This window comes from Acidovorax sp. BL-A-41-H1, assembly GCF_051942715.1.
Genome location: NZ_JBPVJQ010000003.1, coordinates 1,730,468 through 1,750,048, shown reverse-complemented (window position 1 = coordinate 1,750,048; position 19,581 = coordinate 1,730,468). Strand labels below are relative to the sequence as shown.

At 66.7% G+C, this 19,581-nt stretch carries 13 protein-coding genes and 1 pseudogene; 7 read left to right on the top strand and 7 right to left on the bottom strand.

Annotated features, from left to right (window positions below):
* The first annotated feature begins 137 nt into the window (after positions 1-137).
* The 4 genes from dnaG (at position 138) to ACTPOI_RS08780 (ending at position 7,952) form a co-directional block, all read left to right on the top strand.
* Positions 138-2,216 carry a DNA primase gene (gene dnaG, locus ACTPOI_RS08795; RefSeq protein ID WP_440108201.1) on the top strand — a complete coding sequence of 693 codons (2,079 nt, stop codon included), beginning with the start codon at positions 138-140 and terminating at the stop codon, positions 2,214-2,216.
* Positions 2,217-2,476: 260 nt separating this feature from the next.
* Positions 2,477-4,852: an RNA polymerase sigma factor RpoD gene (rpoD, locus tag ACTPOI_RS08790; RefSeq protein ID WP_440108200.1), complete on the top strand. Its 2,376-nt coding sequence runs from the start codon at positions 2,477-2,479 to the stop codon at positions 4,850-4,852.
* Between the two features lie 381 nt (positions 4,853-5,233).
* Positions 5,234-6,271, top strand: a complete 1,038-nt coding sequence (locus tag ACTPOI_RS08785) for a Bug family tripartite tricarboxylate transporter substrate binding protein (protein ID WP_440108199.1) — start codon at positions 5,234-5,236, stop codon at positions 6,269-6,271.
* Between the two features lie 85 nt (positions 6,272-6,356).
* A complete protein-coding gene (locus ACTPOI_RS08780; protein ID WP_440108198.1) occupies positions 6,357-7,952 on the top strand; it encodes a methyl-accepting chemotaxis protein in 1,596 nt (531 codons plus the stop codon).
* Positions 7,953-8,155: 203 nt separating this feature from the next.
* Here the strand turns inward: ACTPOI_RS08780 and ACTPOI_RS08775 are convergent, their stop codons facing one another.
* The 3 genes from ACTPOI_RS08775 to ACTPOI_RS08765 all read right to left on the bottom strand — a co-directional run bounded on the left by ACTPOI_RS08775 (position 8,156) and on the right by ACTPOI_RS08765 (position 11,651).
* Positions 8,156-9,223: a tripartite tricarboxylate transporter substrate binding protein gene (locus ACTPOI_RS08775; RefSeq protein ID WP_440108197.1), complete on the bottom strand. Its 1,068-nt coding sequence runs from the start codon at positions 9,221-9,223 to the stop codon at positions 8,156-8,158.
* A 65-nt stretch (positions 9,224-9,288) separates the two neighbouring features.
* Positions 9,289-10,428, bottom strand: a complete 1,140-nt coding sequence (locus ACTPOI_RS08770) for a CaiB/BaiF CoA transferase family protein (RefSeq protein WP_440108297.1) — start codon at positions 10,426-10,428, stop codon at positions 9,289-9,291.
* 200 nt (positions 10,429-10,628) lie between these two features.
* A complete protein-coding gene (locus tag ACTPOI_RS08765; RefSeq protein WP_440108196.1) occupies positions 10,629-11,651 on the bottom strand; it encodes a hydroxymethylglutaryl-CoA lyase in 1,023 nt (340 codons plus the stop codon).
* Between the two features lie 145 nt (positions 11,652-11,796).
* On the opposite strand from ACTPOI_RS08765, the gene ACTPOI_RS08760 reads away from it, so the two are divergent.
* From ACTPOI_RS08760 to ACTPOI_RS08750, 3 genes are all read left to right on the top strand, one after another.
* Complete coding sequence (locus tag ACTPOI_RS08760) at positions 11,797-12,705, top strand: LysR family transcriptional regulator (protein ID WP_440108195.1); 909 nt, start codon at positions 11,797-11,799, stop codon at positions 12,703-12,705.
* A gap of 216 nt (positions 12,706-12,921) precedes the next feature.
* Positions 12,922-13,230 carry a winged helix-turn-helix transcriptional regulator gene (locus ACTPOI_RS08755; protein WP_069105288.1) on the top strand — a complete coding sequence of 103 codons (309 nt, stop codon included), beginning with the start codon at positions 12,922-12,924 and terminating at the stop codon, positions 13,228-13,230.
* Between the two features lie 172 nt (positions 13,231-13,402).
* Positions 13,403-13,762, top strand: a complete 360-nt coding sequence (locus tag ACTPOI_RS08750; protein ID WP_069105287.1) for an FKBP-type peptidyl-prolyl cis-trans isomerase — start codon at positions 13,403-13,405, stop codon at positions 13,760-13,762.
* 107 nt (positions 13,763-13,869) lie between these two features.
* Here ACTPOI_RS08750 and ACTPOI_RS08745 read toward each other — a convergent pair whose 3' ends face one another.
* The 4 genes and pseudogenes from ACTPOI_RS08745 to ppsA form a co-directional block, all read right to left on the bottom strand.
* Complete coding sequence (locus ACTPOI_RS08745) at positions 13,870-14,349, bottom strand: hypothetical protein (protein WP_440108194.1); 480 nt, start codon at positions 14,347-14,349, stop codon at positions 13,870-13,872.
* A gap of 233 nt (positions 14,350-14,582) precedes the next feature.
* Positions 14,583-16,682: a VC_2705 family sodium/solute symporter gene (locus ACTPOI_RS08740; protein ID WP_440108193.1), complete on the bottom strand. Its 2,100-nt coding sequence runs from the start codon at positions 16,680-16,682 to the stop codon at positions 14,583-14,585.
* 106 nt (positions 16,683-16,788) lie between these two features.
* Positions 16,789-17,115 (bottom strand): annotated as a pseudogene (locus ACTPOI_RS08735) (DUF4212 domain-containing protein); the annotation flags it as partial.
* Positions 17,116-17,165: 50 nt separating this feature from the next.
* The gene (gene ppsA / locus ACTPOI_RS08730) at positions 17,166-19,559 is read right to left on the bottom strand and encodes a phosphoenolpyruvate synthase (RefSeq protein WP_440108192.1); all 2,394 of its coding nucleotides are present in this window, start codon (positions 19,557-19,559) and stop codon (positions 17,166-17,168) included.
* Between the last annotated feature and the right edge of the window lie 22 nt (positions 19,560-19,581).

Below are 19,581 nucleotides of genomic sequence, written 5' to 3'. Positions count from 1 at the left end.
TGCGCGGCATTACAACGGCCGGGGCTGACTGCGTGCTGAACGGGCCACCTGTGGCTCGCAATGCATCGCAGCTTGCAGTTGCGCAGGTTTTTGCTCCACCCGCCCGGCAAGCGCCGGCAGTGGTCCAAAATACGCCGGTGTCCATTCCCCAGTCATTCATTCAAGAGTTGCTCTCGCGCATCGACGTGGTCGAGATCGTCGGGCGCTACGTGCAGCTCAAGAAGGGCGGGGCCAACTTCATGGGGCTGTGCCCCTTCCACGGGGAGAAGTCACCGTCGTTCAGCGTCAGCCCCTCCAAGCAGTTTTATCACTGCTTCGGTTGCGGAAAGAACGGAAACGCCATTGGCTTCCTGATGGACCATGCGGGCATGGGCTTTGTCGAGGCGGTGCAGGACCTGGCCCAGCAGGTGGGACTGCAGGTGCCCGACGACGATATCTCGCCCCAGGAAAAGGAACGCGCCGCCGCCGCCCGCCAGAAGCAGGCCACGCTCACCGATGTGCTGGAGAAGGCGGCCGACGCTTACCGCCGCCACCTGCGCGAATCGCAGCGGGCCATCGGCTACTTCAAGGCTCGGGGCGTGTCGGGCACCGTGGCCAAGCGCTACGGCCTGGGCTACGCCCCCGAGGGCTGGCGCAGCCTGGCCAGCGTGTTCCCGCATTACGACGACCCGCTGCTGGAAGAAAGCGGCCTGGTGATCGTGAGCGAGGACGACGGCGGCAAGCGCTACGACCGGTTTCGCGACCGCGTGATGTTCCCCATCCGCAACGTCAAGGGCGAGTGCATCGGCTTTGGCGGCCGCGTGCTGGGCGACGAAAAACCCAAGTACCTGAACTCGCCCGAAACGCCCGTGTTCCACAAAGGGCGCGAGCTGTACGGCCTGTTCGAGGCGCGCACTGCCATCCGCGAAGCCGGCTATGCGCTGGTGACCGAGGGCTACATGGACGTGGTGGCGCTGGCGCAGCTGGGTTTTCCCAACGCGGTGGCCACGCTGGGCACAGCCTGCACGCCCGACCATGTACAAAAGCTGCTGCGCTTTACCGAGTCGGTGGTCTTCAGCTTTGACGGCGACGCCGCTGGTCGCCGTGCCGCCCGCAAGGCACTGGACGGCGCCCTGCCCCACGCCAGCGACACGCGCAGCATCAAGTTTCTGTTTCTGCCGGCCGAGCACGACCCCGACAGCTTCATCCGCGAGCACGGCACCGACGCGTTTGCCCGCCATGTGAGCGATGCCGTGCCGCTGAGCCGCTTCCTCATCGAGGCCGCCAGCGACGGCTGCGACCTGGCCACCGCCGAAGGCCGTGCCCGCATGGCCAGCCAGGCGCGCACCCTGTGGACAACCCTGCCCGACGGCGCGCTCAAGCGCCAGCTGCTGGGCGAGCTGGCCCAGCTCACCCAGCTCAAGGCGCAAGACCTGTCCGACCTGTGGGGCCAGGCCGCCGCACGCGAGGCACCGCGCGTGCCGCAGCAGCCGGCAGCGAGCATGGGGCAACGGCCCACACAGCAGTACAGCACGGCACCGACCGGCAGTGGCGCCATGCAGGATGGCCCGCCCGACTGGGGCGACATCCCGCCCGACATGGGGGCTCCATCCAGCCACTGGCAGCCCGAGCCCGCGGGGGGCTACGGCGCCTACGCCGCCTACGGCAAGCCGCCGTTTCGCAAAAGCTCCGACTGGAAAGGCAGCGGCGGCAACTGGAAAAAGAAGGACCGCGACGCCCCCTGGCCGCCGCAGCCGCGCCTGCCACGCACCCCGGCCGTGAGCCGCGCCGACCATGCCGCGCGCCTGCTGCTGTCGCACATGGCGTTTCTGGAGGACCTGACCCACGACGACCACGATGCCCTGTGCGCGCAGCCCGCGCCCCACGGCACGCTGTTTGCCTGGCTGGAAGCGCAGTTCCACGAGCACGGCCCCCTGGCCTGGGCCGTGCTCCGCGAAAGCCTGCGTGACCACGAGTGCGAGGCATTTGCCGTGAAGATGATGACCGGCTCGCACGCCCAGACCGAGGGCGACCTGGCCGAGCTGCGCCGCGAGCTGCGCGACCTGCTGTGCCGCATGCAGATCGAGGCCATTGAAGAGCAGCAAAAGGTGCTGGTGCTGCAGGCCGAGCAGGACCCCACCGCGCTCGACCGTTACCGCGCCATGGAACAAAAACGCACGGTTTTGCGCGCCACGTTGCGCGATGGACTAGACAAGAACCTGTCGAAGACCACTTGAAATCACCCCGCGCGGTATAATGTAAGGTTAGTTATCGGCAAGAGCGACAGCAGCACCTCCGAGCCGGGCCACCGTGACACACGCGCACACAGAGCCCAACCATCGCAAGGACTGCACACCAAATGTTCGCCCAGACATCTTGCCCCTGAGGACCTCTCCTCAAAGCGCGAAGCCCGTTGTTCAGCTTCGCGTCGCCACCCGCGCCGGGACCCAAGGCGCTTGCGTTTTCTTTGTGTCCGTTTTTGATTCTGAGGTTGCCCATGCCCGCTCAAAAGTCCGCGAAGCCACTCAAGTCAACCCCGGGAACCGCCGCCAAGGCTGTGTCCACCCCTGCTGCCAAGGCCCCCGCCAAGGCCGCGCCCAAGAAGGCCGCGCCTGCGCCCGCTGCAGCAGCCAAGAAAGTCAAAACCGTGTCCGTGAAAAGTTCTGCCGAGCTGACCAAAGCTGCCGATGAATTGCTGAAGAAAAAGCCTGCCCGTGCCAAGGCAGTTGCTGTGTCTGACGAAGAAGAAGCCCCGAAGAAAAAGCCTGGCCGTCCGGCCAAGGCCGCTTCCGCCACTGGCGAAGCCAAGGTGCCTGCCAAGCGCGGCCGCAAGCCCAAGGCAGCCGCCGGCGATGACGTGAGCTCTGACGATGCCGATCTGTCGGACATCGAAGCCGACCTGGAAGGCGAAGTCGAGGAAACCACCGAGGTGGCGGCCACGGTCGAGAAGGTCAAGCCCCTGCGCATGAAGATCAGCAAGGCCAAGGAACGGGCCTTGATGAAGGAATTCGGCCTGGACGAGACCGTCCTGTCCGAAGAAGACATGCAAAAGCGCCGCCAGCGCCTGAAGGCCCTGATCAAGCTGGGCAAGACCCGCGGCTACCTCACGCACGTTGAAATCAACGACCACCTGCCCGACAAGCTGGTCGATGCCGAAACCCTTGAAGCCGTCATCACCACCCTGAACGACCTGGGCGTGGCGGTGTATGAGCAAACACCTGATGCCGAAGCGCTGATCATCACGGACAACGCCCCCGCTGGCGCCACCGAGGAAGAAGCCGAAGAAGCCGCCGAAGCCGCACTGTCCACCGTGGACTCGGAATTCGGCCGCACCACCGACCCCGTGCGCATGTACATGCGCGAAATGGGCACCGTGGAGCTGCTGACGCGCGAAGGCGAAATCGAGATCGCCAAGCGGATTGAAGGCGGCCTGATGGCCATGATGGAGGCGATCAGCGCATCGCCCGCCACCATCGCCGAGATCCTGAACATGGGCGAGGACATCCGCGAAGGCAAGGTTGTCATCTCGACCATCGTCGACGGCTTCTCCAACCCCAACGAGGCCGACGACTATGTGGCCGAAGAAGACTTTGACGAGTTCGACGAAGCTGACGATGACGACGGCAAGGGCGGCAGCAAGGCCCTGACCAAGAAGCTCGAAGAACTCAAGAAGCAGGCGCTGGAGCGCTTTGACAAGCTGCGCGAGCTGTTTGAAAAAGTGCACAAGGTGTACGACAAGGAAGGCTACGGCACCCCTGCGTACGTGAAGGCCCAGCAAGCCCTGTCGGCCGAGCTGATGACCATCCGCTTCACCGCCAAGACCATCGAGAAGCTGTGCGACATGGTGCGCGGCCAGGTGGACGACGTGCGCAAGAAAGAGCGCGAGCTGCGCCGCATCATCGTGGACAAGTGCGGCATGCCCCAGGAAACCTTCATCAAGGAATTTCCGCCCAACCTGCTCAACCAGAAATGGGTCGAGAAGCAGGCCGCCGCCGGCAAGCCCTGGAGCACGGTGATGGCGCGCAACATCCCGCCCATCCAGGAACTGCAGCAAAAGCTGACCGACCTGCAGGCGCGCGTGGTGGTGCCCCTGGCCGAGCTCAAGGACATCAACAAGCGCATGAACGAGGGCGAAGCCACCTCGCGCGATGCCAAGAAGGAAATGATCGAGGCCAATCTGCGCCTCGTGATCTCCATTGCCAAGAAGTACACCAACCGCGGCCTGCAGTTCCTGGACCTGATCCAGGAAGGCAACATCGGCCTGATGAAGGCGGTGGACAAGTTCGAATACCGCCGCGGCTACAAGTTCTCGACCTATGCAACGTGGTGGATCCGCCAGGCCATCACAAGGAGCATTGCCGACCAGGCGCGCACCATCCGTATCCCGGTGCACATGATCGAGACGATCAACAAGATGAACCGCATCAGCCGCCAGCACCTGCAGGAGTTTGGCTTTGAGCCCGACGCGTCCATCCTGGCCGCCAAGATGGAGATCCCGGAAGACAAGATCCGCAAGATCATGAAGATCGCCAAGGAGCCGATCTCGATGGAAACGCCCATCGGTGACGACGACGACAGCCACCTGGGCGACTTCATCGAGGACGGCGCCAACACCGCCCCCATCGAAGCCGCCATGCAGGCCGGCCTGCGCGACGTGGTCAAGGACATCCTTGATGGCCTCACGCCGCGCGAAGCCAAGGTGCTGCGCATGCGCTTCGGTATCGAGATGACCAGCGACCACACGCTGGAAGAAGTGGGCAAGCAGTTTGACGTGACGCGCGAGCGCATCCGCCAGATAGAAGCCAAGGCGCTGCGCAAGCTCAAGCACCCCTCGCGCTCGGACAAGCTGCGCAGCTTCATCGATTCGCTGTAAGCAACGTCAAGCCAGGCCCACGGCCTGCGCCTGATCAGCCCGCCTCTGCATTGCACGGGCGGGCTTTTTTACGCCTGTGCAACAGCGCGCAGGCGTGGCGCGAATCGCTGCACTGCCGCGGGCACTGCGGCAGTGCCGTCATCTCCGCGTCGTGGGCCACCTTCATCATGGCCTGCTGGTTAACCCTGAGACCAGCGACAGCGCTTTGACAGTTTGAACCTCGACCATCGGCCCCACGGGTACGTAAAAGCACTTATTCCGGCTCCAGAAGCCGGCCGCCGTGCAGCACTGCAAAGGCAACGACCCGGTTTGCCAGCAAGCCCCGCAGGCCCGTGCACGGCTGGCGCGGCCCCCCAGCGACCTTTCACCACAAGGCTTTCCATGACCTCCATCGACCGCCGCAAGGCACTGACCTTCGCAGCTCTCGCGGCAACCGCGTGGGGCACCGCCAGCCCCCTGGCCTGGGCACAGACGCCGGCCGCTGCCGCGCCGCAGCGCACGGGCGCAGCACCGTCTGCGGCCAAGGCCCCGCGCCTGGCTGGCACGCTGCGCATCGTCATCCCGGCCAACCCCGGGGGCGGCTGGGACCAGACCGGCCGCGCGCTGGGCGCCGCGCTGCTGGCCGTGGGCGCGGCCGAGCAGGTGGAATACGAAAATATCGGCGGCAAGGGCGGCACCATCGGCCTGGCCAAATACGCCGAGAAGTACAGCAACGATCCCAACACCCTGCTGATGGGAGGCATGGTGATGGTGGGCGCGGTGGCGCTGCAAAAGCCCGCTGTAGATATGACGCAGGTGCAGCCGCTCGCGCGCCTGACCAGCGACTACCTGGTGGCTGCGGTGGCAGCCAACTCCCCCATCAAGACCGGCAAGGACCTGGCCGATGCCATGCGGGCCGACCTGAAGGCGATGCCCGTGGCCGGGGGCTCCGCGGGTGGTGTGGACCACATGTACGCCGGCGTGCTGGCGCGGGCCGCCAAAGCCAGCCCCGAGGCGCTGGTCTACAAGCCCTTTGCTGGCGGTGCCGAGGTGGTCGAGGCCGTGGTGTCGGGCAACGCGGCGGTGGGCCTGTCGGGCTACAGCGAGTTCGCCGATGCCATCGCGGCTGGCAAGCTGCGGGCTGTGGGCGTATCGTCCCGCCGGGCCGCGTTTGGCATACCCGCGCTGCGCGATCAGGGTGTGGATGCGGTGATGGCCAACTGGCGCGGCGTGTTCACCGGCAAGGGCGTGCTGCCTGCGCGCACGGCCGAGATGCTGGCCGCCATCGACGCAGCAGCGCGCCACGAGTCGTGGGCCCGCACGCTCAAGCAAAACCGCTGGGAGCCATCATGGCTGACCGGCAAGGACCTGGCGGAGTTCATGGAGCTGGACCTGACCACCGCGCGGGTGATGGTGTACCTGCTCAAGCTGAAGGCCTGAACCCGGCGGCGGCCACCGCGTGTGGCCCCGCTCAAGAGCCAGCGCCCGGCTGGCGCCCCCTTCCCTGCAAAGCGAGGAGCTTTTGATGAACATCATGTCCAACCATTCCATTGGCGCCCGCATGGCGACCGCGCTGGGCCTGGTGCTGGCCCTGCTGCTGGGTGCCGCCCTGTTCGGCATTGCGGCGCTGTACCGCAGCCTGAACACGTACGACACCACCGTGCAGCAGCGTGTGGCGCAGGAGCGCGCCGTGAGCCGCATGGAAAGCGACTTCAAGACGCAGGTGCTGGAGTGGAAGAACACGCTGCTGCGCGGCGAGGACTCGCGCAAGCGTGAACTGCACTGGGCGGCCTTCCAGGCCAGCGAAAAGCGCGTGGCCGATGCCGCCAGCGCCCTCAAGCCGCAGCTGGCCGACCCCGCCGAGCAGGCTGCGCTGCAAAAATTCACGGCGGCGCACGCCGACATGGCCCAGGGCTACCGCAAGGGCTTTGAGGTGTTCCAGTCGCTGGGCTTCGTGCCCGCCGCAGGCGATGCCGACGTGGCCGATATCGACCAGGGTCCGGCGCGGCTGCTCACGGCACTGAGCGAGCAGGTGGCGGCCAGCAGCGCCGCCATTGCCCGCGATGCGGCGCGCGATGCGCAGCGTGCGCTGGTCAGCAGCCTGGTGGCGCTGGCGCTGGTCACCGCACTGGGGGCCGTGGCGGGCCTGCTGCTCACGCGTTCGGTGGTGCGGCCGCTGCGCGTGGCGGTGTCGCTGGCCAACAAGGTGGCTGCGGGCGACCTGACCACGACCATTGTGGTCAACGGCAACGACGAGCCGGCCCGCCTGCTGCAGGCGCTGCGCGCCATGCAGGACAACCTGCAGAATGTGGTGTCGGGCGTGCGCATCAGCGCCGAGGGCGTGGCCAGTGCCAGCGCCGAGATCGCACAGGGCAATGCCGACCTGAGCCACCGCACCGAAGAGCAGGCCTCGTCGCTCGACGAAACCACATCGTCCATGCAGCAACTGCAGTCCACAGTACAGCAGAACGCATCGAGCGCCCTGCGCGCCAATGAGCTGGCCCGCAACGGTGCGCAGGTAGCGCAACGCGGCGGCAGCGTGGTGACGCAGATGGTGGAGGTGGTGCAGGGAATCCAGGACAGCTCGCGCCGCATTGCCGACATCATCGGCGTGATCGACTCCATCGCGTTCCAGACCAACATCCTGGCGCTGAATGCTGCCGTGGAGGCTGCGCGTGCTGGCGAGCAGGGCCGCGGCTTTGCCGTGGTGGCCAGCGAGGTGCGCAACCTGGCCACGCGCAGCGCCGACGCTGCCCGCGAGATCCGCCAGCTCATCCAGACCAGCGTGGAGCGCGTGCAGGCGGGCTCCGACCTGGCGCGCAACGCGGGGACCACCATGGCCGAGGTGGTCACGTCCATCCAGGGCGTGAGCGCGCTGATGGAAGAGATCAGCCAGGCGAGCGCCGAGCAGACGCGCGACATGCTGCGCGTGACGCAGGCCATCGTGCGCATGGACGAAACCACGCAGCAGAACGCTGCGCTGGTGGAAGAAAGCGCTGCCGCCGCAGGCAGCCTGAGCGGGCAGGCCCGCCAACTGGTGCAGGCCGTACAGGTGTTCCGCCTGCGCCAGGGCGCTGGCGCCCCCGCCCTGCCGCCGCCCTCACAGTCGTCACCCGGGTAGTCGGGCTAAACCCTGCGGCATACCCGGCCTGCAAAGCCGCGCGGGCATGCACTGGGAGCGTGGCGCGGCCGGTCAGGGCAGCGCCCTGCGGGCACCCCGCAGCCTGATTTCAAGCGTTTTAGTGCTGAGGTGCTAGTGGAATCATGCCTGACAGCTATTATTTTTATAGCATTTACACCGACTGTAAGGTACGCACCCATTCCTCAGTCGATCTTCAGCCCTGACTGCTTGACTAGCCGCGCCATGCGCGCCACTTCGGTCCGGAAAAACGCCGCCGTGGGCTCGGGCGCGGTGGCCTGCAACTGGTAGCCCTGGGCCAGCAGCGCATCGCGAATCTCGGGCACAGCCAGCGCAGACACCACGGCCTGGTGCACGCGCTCGGCCTCGGCCTTGGGCAGCCCCGCGGGGCCGACCATGGCCACCCAGCCATCCAGCGCGTATTGCGGCAGGCCTTGCTCGGCAATGGTGGCCAGGTCGGGCAACAGCGGCGAGCGCGTGGTGGACGACAGCCCGATGGCCTTGAGCGTGCCCGCCTTCACATGCGGCGCGGCCACGGCCACGGCAATGAACGCCATCTGGATCTGCCCGCCCAGCACGTCGGCCGTGAGCGGGCCCATGCCACGATAGGGGATGTGCTTGATGTCCACCTGGGCCTCGTGCACAAACATCTCGGCCGCCAGGTGCAGGATGGTGCCGTTGCCCGACGAGCCGTAGTTGAGCGTGCCGGGCTGCGCCTTGGCCAGTGCGATCAGCTCGCGCACGTTTTTCGCGGCCACCGAGGGGTGCGCCACGAGCACGAACGGGGTCGCCCCGATGACGGTGATGGGCGTGATGTCCTGCACCGCGTCGTACGGGATGTTCTTGTAGACACTGGGGTTGACCACATGGTTGTTGGACACCATGCCCAGCACCGATCCGTCCTTGGGTGCCTTGACGATCACCGACGTGCCGGTGATGCCGCCCGCGCCCGGAAAGTTTTCGATCACCACGCCGCGGCCCAGCGCCTTGCCCAGGCCCGGCCCGAACGCGCGGGCCAGCCCGTCCACCCCCGAGCCGGCGCTGACGGGCAAGACCAGGCGCAGCGGGCGGTCGCTGGCGGCCTGGGCCCAGGCTGCACCAGGGGCGGCCAGGCCGGCTGCCGTGGCGGCCAGCGTTGCCAGTACCGTGCGTCGGTGCAGCGTGCCAGCGCCGCTCGCAGGGGCGGCTGGCCCCGGGTGGCATGGCGAAGATTCAGTGAGGAAACGCTGCGAGAAATCGGTGGTGCGTGGCATTGGGTTTGTCTCCGTTGTCGTTGTGGTGTCGGATCGCGGCGCTGTGGGCGCCGCGTGGGCGCTGGTCAGGCCACGGCGCGGCTGCTGCGCAGCGCGGCCACCTGCTCGGGGGTGTAACCCAGCTCCTGCAGCAGCTCGGCGGTGTGCTGCCCCAGCACGGGCGGATGCAGGCGCACGCCCAGGCGCCGGCCGTCCATGGCCACGGGCAGCAGCGTGGTGCGGGCGGTCTGCCCGGCGCGCTCGCCATCGGGCAGCGTGATGTCGGCCAGGCCGCCGGTGGCGTTCAGGTGCGGGTCGTCCAGCAACTGCTCGGGCCGCGAGATGGGAGCAAAAGGCAGACCGTGCTTTTCAAACACGGCGGCCAGCTCGGCTGCGCTGTAGGCGGCCAGGCGCGCACGCAGGTCGGGCATCAGCGTGGGGCGGGCGCGCACACGGTCGTTGTTGGTGGCCAGCCGCCGGTCGGCCTTCAGGTCGGCAAAGCCCAGCGCATCGCAGAAGGTGACCCACTGCGCATCGCTCACCGCGGCCAGAAAGATCTGTTCGCCGTCCTTCACGCTGAACACGTCGTACAGCGCCCACGACGAGATGCGGTCGGGCATGGGCGCCGCAGGCTGGCCCGTGACGGCGTACTGCATCATGTGCTGGCCCACCAGGAACACGTTGTTCTCGAACAGGGCCGAGTCCACCTCCTGCCCGCGCCCGGTGATGCCACGCTGCATCAGTGCGGCCATGGCGCCGATGGCACCGAACATGCCGCCCATGATGTCGTTCACGCTGCTGCCCGCGCGCAGCGGGTCGCCGGGCCGGCCGGTCATGTAAGCCAGGCCGCCCATCATCTGCACCACTTCGTCGAGCGCCGTGCGGTGCTCGTAGGGGCCGGGCAGAAAGCCGGTGTGGTTCACGTAGATGAGGCGCGGATTGAGGGCGCTCAGCGCGGCGTAGTCCAGGCCGTACTTGGTCATCACGCCGGGCTTGAAGTTCTGCGCCACCACATCGGCCGACGCCGCGAGCTTGCGCGCCACCTCTAGGCCTTCGGGCCTTCGCAGGTCCAGCGCAATGCTCTTCTTGTTGCGGTTGAACATGGGGAAGAACCCCGCGCCCGCGCCCAGCAGATGGCGCGTGCGGTCGCCCTCCACTGGCTCCACCTTGATGACTTCAGCCCCCAGGTCGGCCAGCACCATGCCGCAGGTGGGGCCCATCACCATGTGGGTGAACTCGACCACGCGCAGGCCAGCCAGCGGCAGCGCGCGTGGCGGAGCAGCGTCAGCACCCAATGTGGACGAAGGCGTTGAAGTGAAGGGGGTTTCTGAAGCGTTCATGGATGGACAGACGGGTTGGGTGCGTGGCGCGGGTGCAGGGCCTGATCAAGCGATGACAAGGCAAGCCGTGCCGTACGGATGTGCGTTCAGTGTGCCGCTTCGCAGGGCTGCGCAATGGCGGCCACCCCTTGCAAGCGCGGCAGGCCCGCCTGCCAGAGTGCGCCGTGCAGGGTTTCGCCCGCCAGCCAGCGAGCCACGCGGCTGCGCAATGCCAGCAGTGCCGAGACGTCGATGCCGGTGGCCACGCCCATGCGTTCGAGCATGTAGACCAGGTCTTCAGTGGTGACGTTGCCGCTGGCACCCGGCGCGTGCGGGCAGCCGCCGATGCCGGCCAGGCAGGCATCAAACCGCGTGACGCCGGTCTGCCAGGCAGCGTAGGCATTGGCCAGCCCCATGCCGCGCGTGTCGTGGAAATGTGCGCAGCACAGACGGTCGCCCACCAGGGCACGGGCGGCGGTGAACAGGCGGTCCACCGATGCTGGGTCGGCAAAGCCCACGGTGTCGGCCAGGCTCACGCGGTCGGCGCCGGCATCCAGCAGCGCCTGCATCAGGCGCAGCACCTCGGCCTGGGCCACCTCGCCCTGCAGCGTGCAGCCAAACGCCGTGCCCACGCCACCCTCGATCAGCGTACGGCTGCCGCTGGCATCGCGTACGGCGCGGATGCGCGCCACCTCGGACACCACCTCGTCCGGCGTCTTGCGCAGGTTGGCCACGCTGTGCGCGTGGCTGGCCGACAGCGGCACCACCATCAGGTGCGCGCCACCGGCCATGGCGGCTTCGGCACCGCGCAGGTTGGGCACCAGCACCGATGCCTGCAGGCCCGGCAGCGTGAGGGCATGGGCCAGCACCTCGGCGGTGTCGGCCAGCTGGGGCAGCAGCCGGGCGGGCACGAAGGAGCCGACCTCGATCTCGCGCTGGCCTGCGGCGTAGGCCGCATCGACCCACGCCAATTTGTGGGCGGTGGCGACCACAGTCGCAATGCTCTGCAGTCCGTCGCGCAAGCCTACTTCGCGCACCACCGCCGCGCTGGGTCCGGCGGGAGCGCGCACCGGCGCGGCTGCTCCATCAGCGGTGGAGAAGGAGGATGCTGGCGATGGCGTCGATGTCATGGGCGGCAGACGGGCAAAGGGTGATGGGCGAACGTGCAGCGAGAGGGTTTGAACGTATTCACGGATTTTAGAAATTCCCAAACCTGCGCGTAACGATATTTGGGAAGCCTTAACATTCCCAACCGGAACATCTAATCTGCCAGCCATGCGCGACCTTGACCTGCTGACCCTTCGCCTGTTTGCCGCCGTGTGCGAGCAGCGCAGCATTGCCCGCGTGGCCGAGCAGGAGGCCATTGTGGGCTCGGCCATCAGCAAGCGGCTGGCGCAGTTGGAAGACGCGGTGGGCACGCCGCTGCTGGTGCGCAAGCGCCGCGGCGTGGTGCCCACGCCGGCGGGCGAAACACTGCGTGAACACGCGCTGGCCATGCTGGCGAGCGCCGCACAGATCGAGCGCGACATGGCCGCCTATGCCACCGGCACGCGGGGCCATGTGCGCATGCTGGTCACCGCATCCGTCATGGCCGAATCGCTGGCCGATGACGTGGCTGCCTTTTTGCAGAACCCGGCCCACCGCGACATCCAGGTGAGCATGGAAGAACGCGTGAGCCCCGACGTGGTGCAGGGCATTCGCGACGGCAGCGCATCGGTGGGCATCTGCTGGGACGCGGCCGACCTGTCGGGCCTAGCCACCTGCGGCTACCGGCACGACCACCTGGCCGTGGTGGCGCACGCATCGCACCCTGTGGCGCAGCTGGCATCGGTGCGCTTTGCCGATGTGCTGGACCATGAGTTCGTGAGCATGCCCGCCCTGAGCGCCGTGCAGGTGCTGCTGGCCCGCGCGGCGGCGGTGGAGGGCAAGCTGCTCACGCACCGCGTGCTGGTGTCCAACTTCGACGCGGCGCTGCGCGTGGTGCGGGCCAACCTGGCGATCAGCGTGGTGCCTGCGGAGGTGGCACAGCCGTTTGCCGACACCGCACCGGTGCGCGTGGTACCGCTGAGCGACGCCTGGGCCCAGCGGCGCTTTGCCATCTGCTACCGCGATGCGCAGGCGCTGTCGCCCGCGGCCCGGCTGCTGGTGGAGCACCTGCGGCGGGCGGGGCACAGCAGCGTTTAGCAGCCCAGGGGCCCGCGCCCATGCCCCCGTGGCCGAGTTGCAACAATTTGCAGCCAGAGATTGTCAATTTCAGGGCTTCACGCATGTGTGGTGTGTGTTCCGAGCTACCAAACTTGTAGCAAAATCGGTTCCGCGCTATAGTCGGAACGCACTAGCGGGCGCGGCACGGGCCACCCGAATGAACATGACCCAACACTTGCGATAGGAGAAGCGTCCATGAGCTCCAAAGAGAATGCCGCCATCAACCAGTTGTTTGAGCGGCTCGAATGCCGCTACGCGCTGCGCGTGCTCTGGGCCCTGAAGGACGGCCATCCCCAGACCTTCCGCCTGCTGCAGGACAGCGTCGGCGGCATCACGCCCAACACCCTGAACACCCGCATCAAGGAACTGCGCGAAGCCGGTTTCCTGGACCACGGCAGCGACGGCTACACCGTCACGCCGTCGGGCACAGACCTGCTCAAGCGCCTGTCGGACGTGCAGGCCTTTGCCACCCGCTGGGTGGCAGGCCGGGCCAAGAAGGCCTGAGCCAGAGCCGGCGCCCCGCCCTCCGGTGTAGGGGCCGCAGCCGGCGTCCAAAGGGCCTTCCAGGTCCTTTTTTACGCCAAATGTGCTCCAGGCGCACGTCTCATAAGCACTGGTAGCTATCAATATTGCAGCAGTCGCTGCAGCATCCATTTTTTGAAAAGAAGACACCACCATGGCAATCCAGACCACAGCCTCCGGCCTGCAATACGAAGACACCGTTGTCGGTGAAGGCGCAGAAGCCACCAAGGGCCAGAACGTGTCGGTGCACTACACCGGCTGGCTCTACAACGACGGCCAGCAAGGTGCCAAGTTCGACTCCAGCCGCGACCGCAATGACCCGTTTCAGTTCTCGCTGGGCGGCGGCATGGTCATCAAGGGCTGGGACGAAGGCGTGCAGGGCATGAAGGTGGGCGGCCAGCGCACGCTGATCATCCCTGCCGCCCTGGGCTACGGCGCCCGTGGCGCTGGCGGCGTGATCCCGCCCAATGCCACGCTGAAGTTCGACGTGGAACTGCTCAAGGTCGGCCGCTGAACGGCGGCGCCTGCGGCGCCAGACCCCATGAAAAAAGCGGCTTCAAGCCGCTTTTTTCATGGGTGCACGTTATCTAGCGCGCCGCAGGGCAATGGAAGCCCCCAGGCTCATCCAAACAGCGCTTTTTCCAGCCGGGCAAACTTTGCATCGCCCACGGCCTCGCGGATCTTGGGGGCCAGGGCCGACAGGTCTGAAAAGCTGCCAGCGCCCTCCACCGCCAGGTTCAGGCGGAACCCGCGCAAGCCCAGTTCGGCGGTGAGTGCGGTGGCAATCGGGTACGCGTCCTTGTAGCGGTCGACGGCCGACCGGCCCGAGTCACCGGCATCGCTGCCGACGGCGGGAGCGTCTGCCCCGCTGGCGGCAGGTGCCGGTGCAGGCGGCTGACCCGACAGCGACACCAGCAGGCCCTGGTCGATCATGGCCTGCACATCGGTCTGCGTGATGCCCATGGCCGCAGTGGCCGCCAGGATCTCGGCCGTACTGCGCTTGCCATCAAAAAGGATAAAGGCCGAGCGTTGACGCGAACTGAGACTTCCGTGCCGGTCTTTGAGCGCTTCCTGTCCAGCCTGGGTCTTGACGAGAACCATGAGTCTCCTGAATGTGAGCAATGGTGGGTGCTGCCACGATAACAGCGTTCCACGCCAAGAATCCCATGTTTGTGCCGCCGTGCAAATCCGGGTTTACACATAACGGCGCGCAGGGCACCCAGTGCAGGGAATGCGCGGTAACCAAGGCGGTGCAACCGCTTTGCCAACGCACGCACCGGTAGGGCTTGCACCACGCGCTAACAGCGCCGTGCAGCCTGCGCATCAGTGCGGTGCTACATCTCCAGGCGTATTGCCGGTTGCGGTGGCGCAGGCCGTGTGATCCAGCTCACCAGCAGCGTGAGCGCCACGCCGCAGGGCACGCCAAAGACGCCTGCAGATATCGGCTGTATGCCAAACCACAGCCCGTCGGCCATCAGCCAGCGGGGCAGAAATTGCAGCGCCTGTACGTGCGACAGCATGTAGTACACCGCAATGCCCAGCCCGCCCAGCATGCCCGCCACCGCGCCTTGCCGGGTGGTGCCGCGCCAGAAGATGCCAAGCACCATGGCAGGCACAAAGGCCGAGGCTGCCAGCGAGAACGACGCCGACACCATGGGCAGGATTTCGGACGGCTTGAGCGCCGCCACGAACGCGGCCGACAGCGCCACCGCGAGCAGTGTGAACTTGGTCAGGATCACGCGCTGCTCGGGCGACGCGCGGCGCTGCGGGTCGTGAAAGTACAGGTCGCGCACCAGGGCGTTACTGATGGTCAGCAGCAAGCCATCGGCCGTGGACAGCGCCGCAGCGAGCCCGCCTGCGGCCACCAGCCCCGACACCACATACGGCAGGCCGCCCAGCTCGGGCGTGGCCAGCATGATGAGGTCGGCGCCCAGCCGGATCTCGCCAAACTGCACGATGCCGTCGCCGTTGACGTCCTCCACCGACAGCAGCGAGCTGTCCACCCGGGCCCACTGCGCCATCCAGGTCGGCAAGGCCTCAAAGCTGCTGCCCACCAGGTTCTGCATGACCTCGAACTTGACCAGCACGGCCAGCGCCGGCGCGCTGAGGTACAGCAGCGCAATGAAGAACAGCGACCACCCCACCGACGCCCGCGCGCCCGAGACCGTGGGGGATGTGTAGTAGCGCGTGAGCAGGTGCGGCAGGCCCGCCGTGCCCACCATCAGGCAGAACATCAGCGCCAGAAAGTTGCGGCGCGAGAGCTCGTAGTCGCTCTGCTCCTGGGGCGTACCGTTGGGGTCACCGGCGTAGGCCTGGCTGTGCTGCGGCAGGCCGCCCAAGGGGCGCGCCCGTTCGTAGTTCTCGCGCATCTCGCGCGTCCAGCGCTCTCGGGCAGCGGCAGCATCGCGTGGCAGCGAGCTCAGCTCGCGGCTGGCCGTGACGATGAGGCCCACCTCTGCATTGGCAGCACGCAGTGCGCGGATGCGCTCGCGGCCCTTTTCTCGCTCGCGCTCCAGCGCCAGCTCCACGTCCATCAGGCGCTCTTCCAGGTCGCGCGCGCGCTGCAGGTACGTCAGCATCACCTGGTGCTCTGCAGCCGAGTCGAGCAGTTGCGCCTCCAGGTCGGCGATCTTGCCGATCTGGGTGCCGTAGACCAGCGGGGCGAGCGGGTTGCCCAGCTGCTTGTACGCCAGCCACGACACCGGGATCAGGAACGCCATCAACAGCACCACGTACTGCGCCACCTGCGTCCAGGTGATGGCGCGCATGCCCCCCAAAAACGAGCACAGCAGCACGCCGCCCAGCCCCAGCATGATGCCGATCTCAAACTGCACGCCCGTCAGGCGCGATGCGATCAGCCCCACGCCATAGATTTGCGCCACCACATAGGTGAACGAGCACAGCACCGCCGCCAGCGCAGCAATGATGCGCGGCCAGCGCCCGCCAAAGCGCACATGGAAGAAGTCGGGCACCGTGTAGAGCCCCATGGCGCGCAGGTGCGGCGCGATCAGCATGGCCACCAGGCAAAAGCCCCCCGTCCACCCCAGCAGGTAGGCCAGCCCGCCCGCCTGCCCCGGCGTGCCCGCAAAGCCTTGGAGGTACAGCGCGCCCGAGAGGCTGATGAACGACGCCGCGCTCATCCAGTCGGCGGCAGACGCCATGCCGTTGTACACGGGCGGTATGCGCCGCCCGGCCACGTAGTAGTCCTCCGGGTCGGACGTGCGGCCGTACACGCCGATGCCGGCGTAGACCATCACGGTCAAAAACAGAAAGATTGGTCCGATCCAGTGGCGCGACAGGCCCTGGCGCTCGGCCCAGGTCATCAGCGCCAAAAAAGCGAGCACGCCCACTACATAGAGTGCCAGGATGCGGTGCAGGCGCCACATGTATGCGCGCTCCTCATCCTTCACGGTGGCGGGCCGGCGCTCACGCATCACGCCGGACCTTGCGGGATGCCAACAGGGCGTCGGGATCGACGCTGCCATCGCCTTGCATGACGGCAGATTGCGCTGCTGCTGCAGCAGCCTCGGCATCCGCCAGCGCAGCCGCCGCAGCGGCCTCCTCGGCGGCGCGGCGGGCGTCCTGCCGCTCGAAATGGTTCATGGCCCAGGCGTACACCACCACGATGGCTATAAACACCAGCACGGCCCCCTGGGCGGCCACCCAGTAGCCAAAGGGCCAGCCACCGGCCATCACAAACTGCAGATCGCGCGCAAAGTAGGCCGCCCCGAACGACACCACCGCCCACACCAGCAGCAGCCACGCCTTCAGGCGCAGGTGCCGCACGTCATGCAGGTCGGGTGGAAACGGCCCCGCCATCTCCGCGTCGTGCGACTGGCGGAGCAGCGTGGGCGCGGGTGGTGGCATCGCGGGCACCAGGGCGGCGAAAGCTTTGCGCGTGGCAGGCAGTGCTGCGGTCAGCCCGCAGCCAGTTGCTGCCAGGTCGCCATCACGCTGTCGGGATTGAGCGAGATCGACGAAATGCCTTCCTTGGCCAGCCACTGTGCAAAGTCGGGATGGTCGCTGGGGCCCTGACCGCAGATGCCCACGTACTTGCCTTGCGCAAGGCAGGCCTTGATGGCCTGGTGGATCAGCGCCTCCACGGCTGGGTCGCGCTCATCGAAGTCCTGCGCCAGCAGCTCGAGGCCCGAGTCGCGGTCCAGGCCCAGGGTAAGCTGGGTCAGGTCGTTGGAGCCGATGGAGAAGCCGTCGAAGAATTCGAGGAAGCGGTCGGCCAGGATGGCGTTGCTGGGCACCTCGCACATCATGATGACCTTGAGGTCGTCCTTGCCGCGTTGCAGGCCGTGGGCGGCCAGCAGATTGGTCACGCGCTCGGCCTGGCCCAGCGTGCGCACAAACGGCACCATCACCTGCACATTGGTCAGGCCCATGTCATTGCGCACGCGCTTCAAAGCCTCGCATTCCATCGCAAAGGCTTCGCCGAAGTCTTCGCTGATGTAGCGTGCCGCACCGCGGAAACCCAGCATCGGGTTTTCTTCCTCGGGCTCGTAGCGGCTGCCGCCAATCAGCTTGCGGTATTCGTTGGACTTGAAGTCCGACAGGCGCACGATGACGGGCTTGGGCCAGAAAGCAGCGGCAATGGTGGCCACGCCTTCGGCCACCTTGTCCACGTAGAAAGCGCGCGGGCTGGCATGGCCACGGGCCACGGATTCCACCGCCTTCTTCAGGTCAGCGTCGATCTGCGGGTAGTCGAGGATGGCCTTGGGGTGCACGCCGATGTTGTTGTTGATGATGAACTCCAGCCGGGCCAGGCCCACGCCTTCGTTGGGCAGCTGGCAGAAGTCAAAAGCCAGCTGGGGGTTACCCACGTTCATCATGATCTTGGTCTTGATGGCGGGCATTTCGCCGCGCTGGACCTCGGTCACTTCGGTTTCGAGCAGACCGTCGTAGATCTTGCCCGTGTCGCCCTCGGAGCAGCTCACGGTGACCAGCGTGCCGTCTTTGAGCAGCTCGGTCGCGTCGCCACAGCCCACCACTGCCGGGATGCCCAGTTCGCGCGCAATGATGGCCGCGTGGCAGGTACGCCCGCCGCGGTTGGTGACGATGGCGCTGGCGCGCTTCATCACGGGTTCCCAGTTGGGGTCGGTCATGTCGGTCACCAGCACATCGCCAGGCTGGACCTTGTCCATCTCGGAAATGTTGTGCACGAGGCGCACGGGGCCGGTGCCGATCTTCTGGCCGATGGCGCGGCCTTCGGCCAGCACGGTGCCGTGGCCCTTGAGCTTGTAGCGCAGCTCGGCCTGGCCCTTGGCCTGGCTCTTCACGGTCTCGGGCCGGGCCTGCAGGATGTACAGCAGACCGTCGGTGCCGTCCTTGCCCCACTCGATGTCCATGGGGCGGCCGTAGTGCTGCTCGATCACCAGCGCGTACTGGGCGAGCAGTTCCACATCGGCGTCCGTCAGCGAGTAGCGGTTGCGCTGCTCGGTGGGCACATCAATGGTCTTGACCAGGCGGCCAGAGGCGGCCTTTTCTTCGGGCGTGGAGAACACCATCTGGATCAGCTTGCTACCCAGATTGCGGCGGATCACGGCCTTCTTGCCGGCCTTGAGCATGGGCTTGTGCACGTAGAACTCGTCGGGGTTCACGGCGCCCTGCACCACGGTTTCTCCCAGGCCGTAGCTGCTGGTGATGAACACCACGTCTTCAAAACCGCTTTCGGTGTCGATGGTGAACATCACGCCTGCGGCGCCCAAGTCGGAGCGCACCATGCGCTGCACGCCGGCCGACAGGGCCACCACGTCGTGCTCGAAGCCCTTGTGAACGCGGTAGGAAATGGCGCGGTCGTTGTACAGCGACGCGAACACTTCCTTCATCTTGTGCATGACTTCCTCGATGCCCACCACGTTCAGGAAGGTCTCCTGCTGGCCGGCGAACGATGCGTCGGGCAAATCCTCAGCCGTGGCAGACGAGCGCACGGCAAACGATGCGCTGGGGTTGCCCGCGCTCAGCTTGGCAAACTCGTCGGCAATGGCTTTTTGCAGGTCGGCCGGGAAAGGCTGGGCCTCGACCATGGCGCGGATCTCGGCGCCCACTTGCGCCAGGGCACGCACGTCTTCGGTGTCCAGGCTCTTGAGCTTGGCGCTGATGCGGTCGGCCAGGCCGTCGTAAGCCAGGAATTCGCGGAACGCGTGGGCGGTGGTGGCAAAACCCGTGGGCACGCGCACGCCCTGGGGCAGCTGGGAGATCATCTCGCCGAGGGAGGCGTTTTTGCCGCCTACCGACTCGACATCGGTCATTCTCAGGTTTTCAAACGGTACGACCAGGGCGGTCGGGCTGAAAAGTGCAGACATGGGAAAGCTCCAGAAGTTGAAA

Excerpts from the sequence above, each read along its gene's own strand:
- rpoD (WP_440108200.1), top strand. The coding sequence starts at position 2,477 with ATGCCCGCTCAAAAGTCCGCGAAGCCACTCAAGTCAACCCCGGGAACC.
- ACTPOI_RS08785 (WP_440108199.1), top strand. The coding sequence starts at position 5,234 with ATGACCTCCATCGACCGCCGCAAGGCACTGACCTTCGCAGCTCTCGCG.
- ACTPOI_RS08780 (WP_440108198.1), top strand. The coding sequence starts at position 6,357 with ATGAACATCATGTCCAACCATTCCATTGGCGCCCGCATGGCGACCGCG.
- ACTPOI_RS08775 (WP_440108197.1), bottom strand. The coding sequence starts at position 9,223 with ATGCCACGCACCACCGATTTCTCGCAGCGTTTCCTCACTGAATCTTCG.
- ACTPOI_RS08770 (WP_440108297.1), bottom strand. The coding sequence starts at position 10,428 with ATGGTGATGGGCCCCACCTGCGGCATGGTGCTGGCCGACCTGGGGGCT.
- ACTPOI_RS08765 (WP_440108196.1), bottom strand. The coding sequence starts at position 11,651 with ATGACATCGACGCCATCGCCAGCATCCTCCTTCTCCACCGCTGATGGA.
- ACTPOI_RS08760 (WP_440108195.1), top strand. The coding sequence starts at position 11,797 with ATGCGCGACCTTGACCTGCTGACCCTTCGCCTGTTTGCCGCCGTGTGC.
- ACTPOI_RS08755 (WP_069105288.1), top strand. The coding sequence starts at position 12,922 with ATGAGCTCCAAAGAGAATGCCGCCATCAACCAGTTGTTTGAGCGGCTC.
- ACTPOI_RS08750 (WP_069105287.1), top strand. The coding sequence starts at position 13,403 with ATGGCAATCCAGACCACAGCCTCCGGCCTGCAATACGAAGACACCGTT.
- ACTPOI_RS08745 (WP_440108194.1), bottom strand. The coding sequence starts at position 14,349 with ATGGTTCTCGTCAAGACCCAGGCTGGACAGGAAGCGCTCAAAGACCGG.
- ACTPOI_RS08740 (WP_440108193.1), bottom strand. The coding sequence starts at position 16,682 with ATGCGTGAGCGCCGGCCCGCCACCGTGAAGGATGAGGAGCGCGCATAC.
- ppsA (WP_440108192.1), bottom strand. The coding sequence starts at position 19,559 with ATGTCTGCACTTTTCAGCCCGACCGCCCTGGTCGTACCGTTTGAAAAC.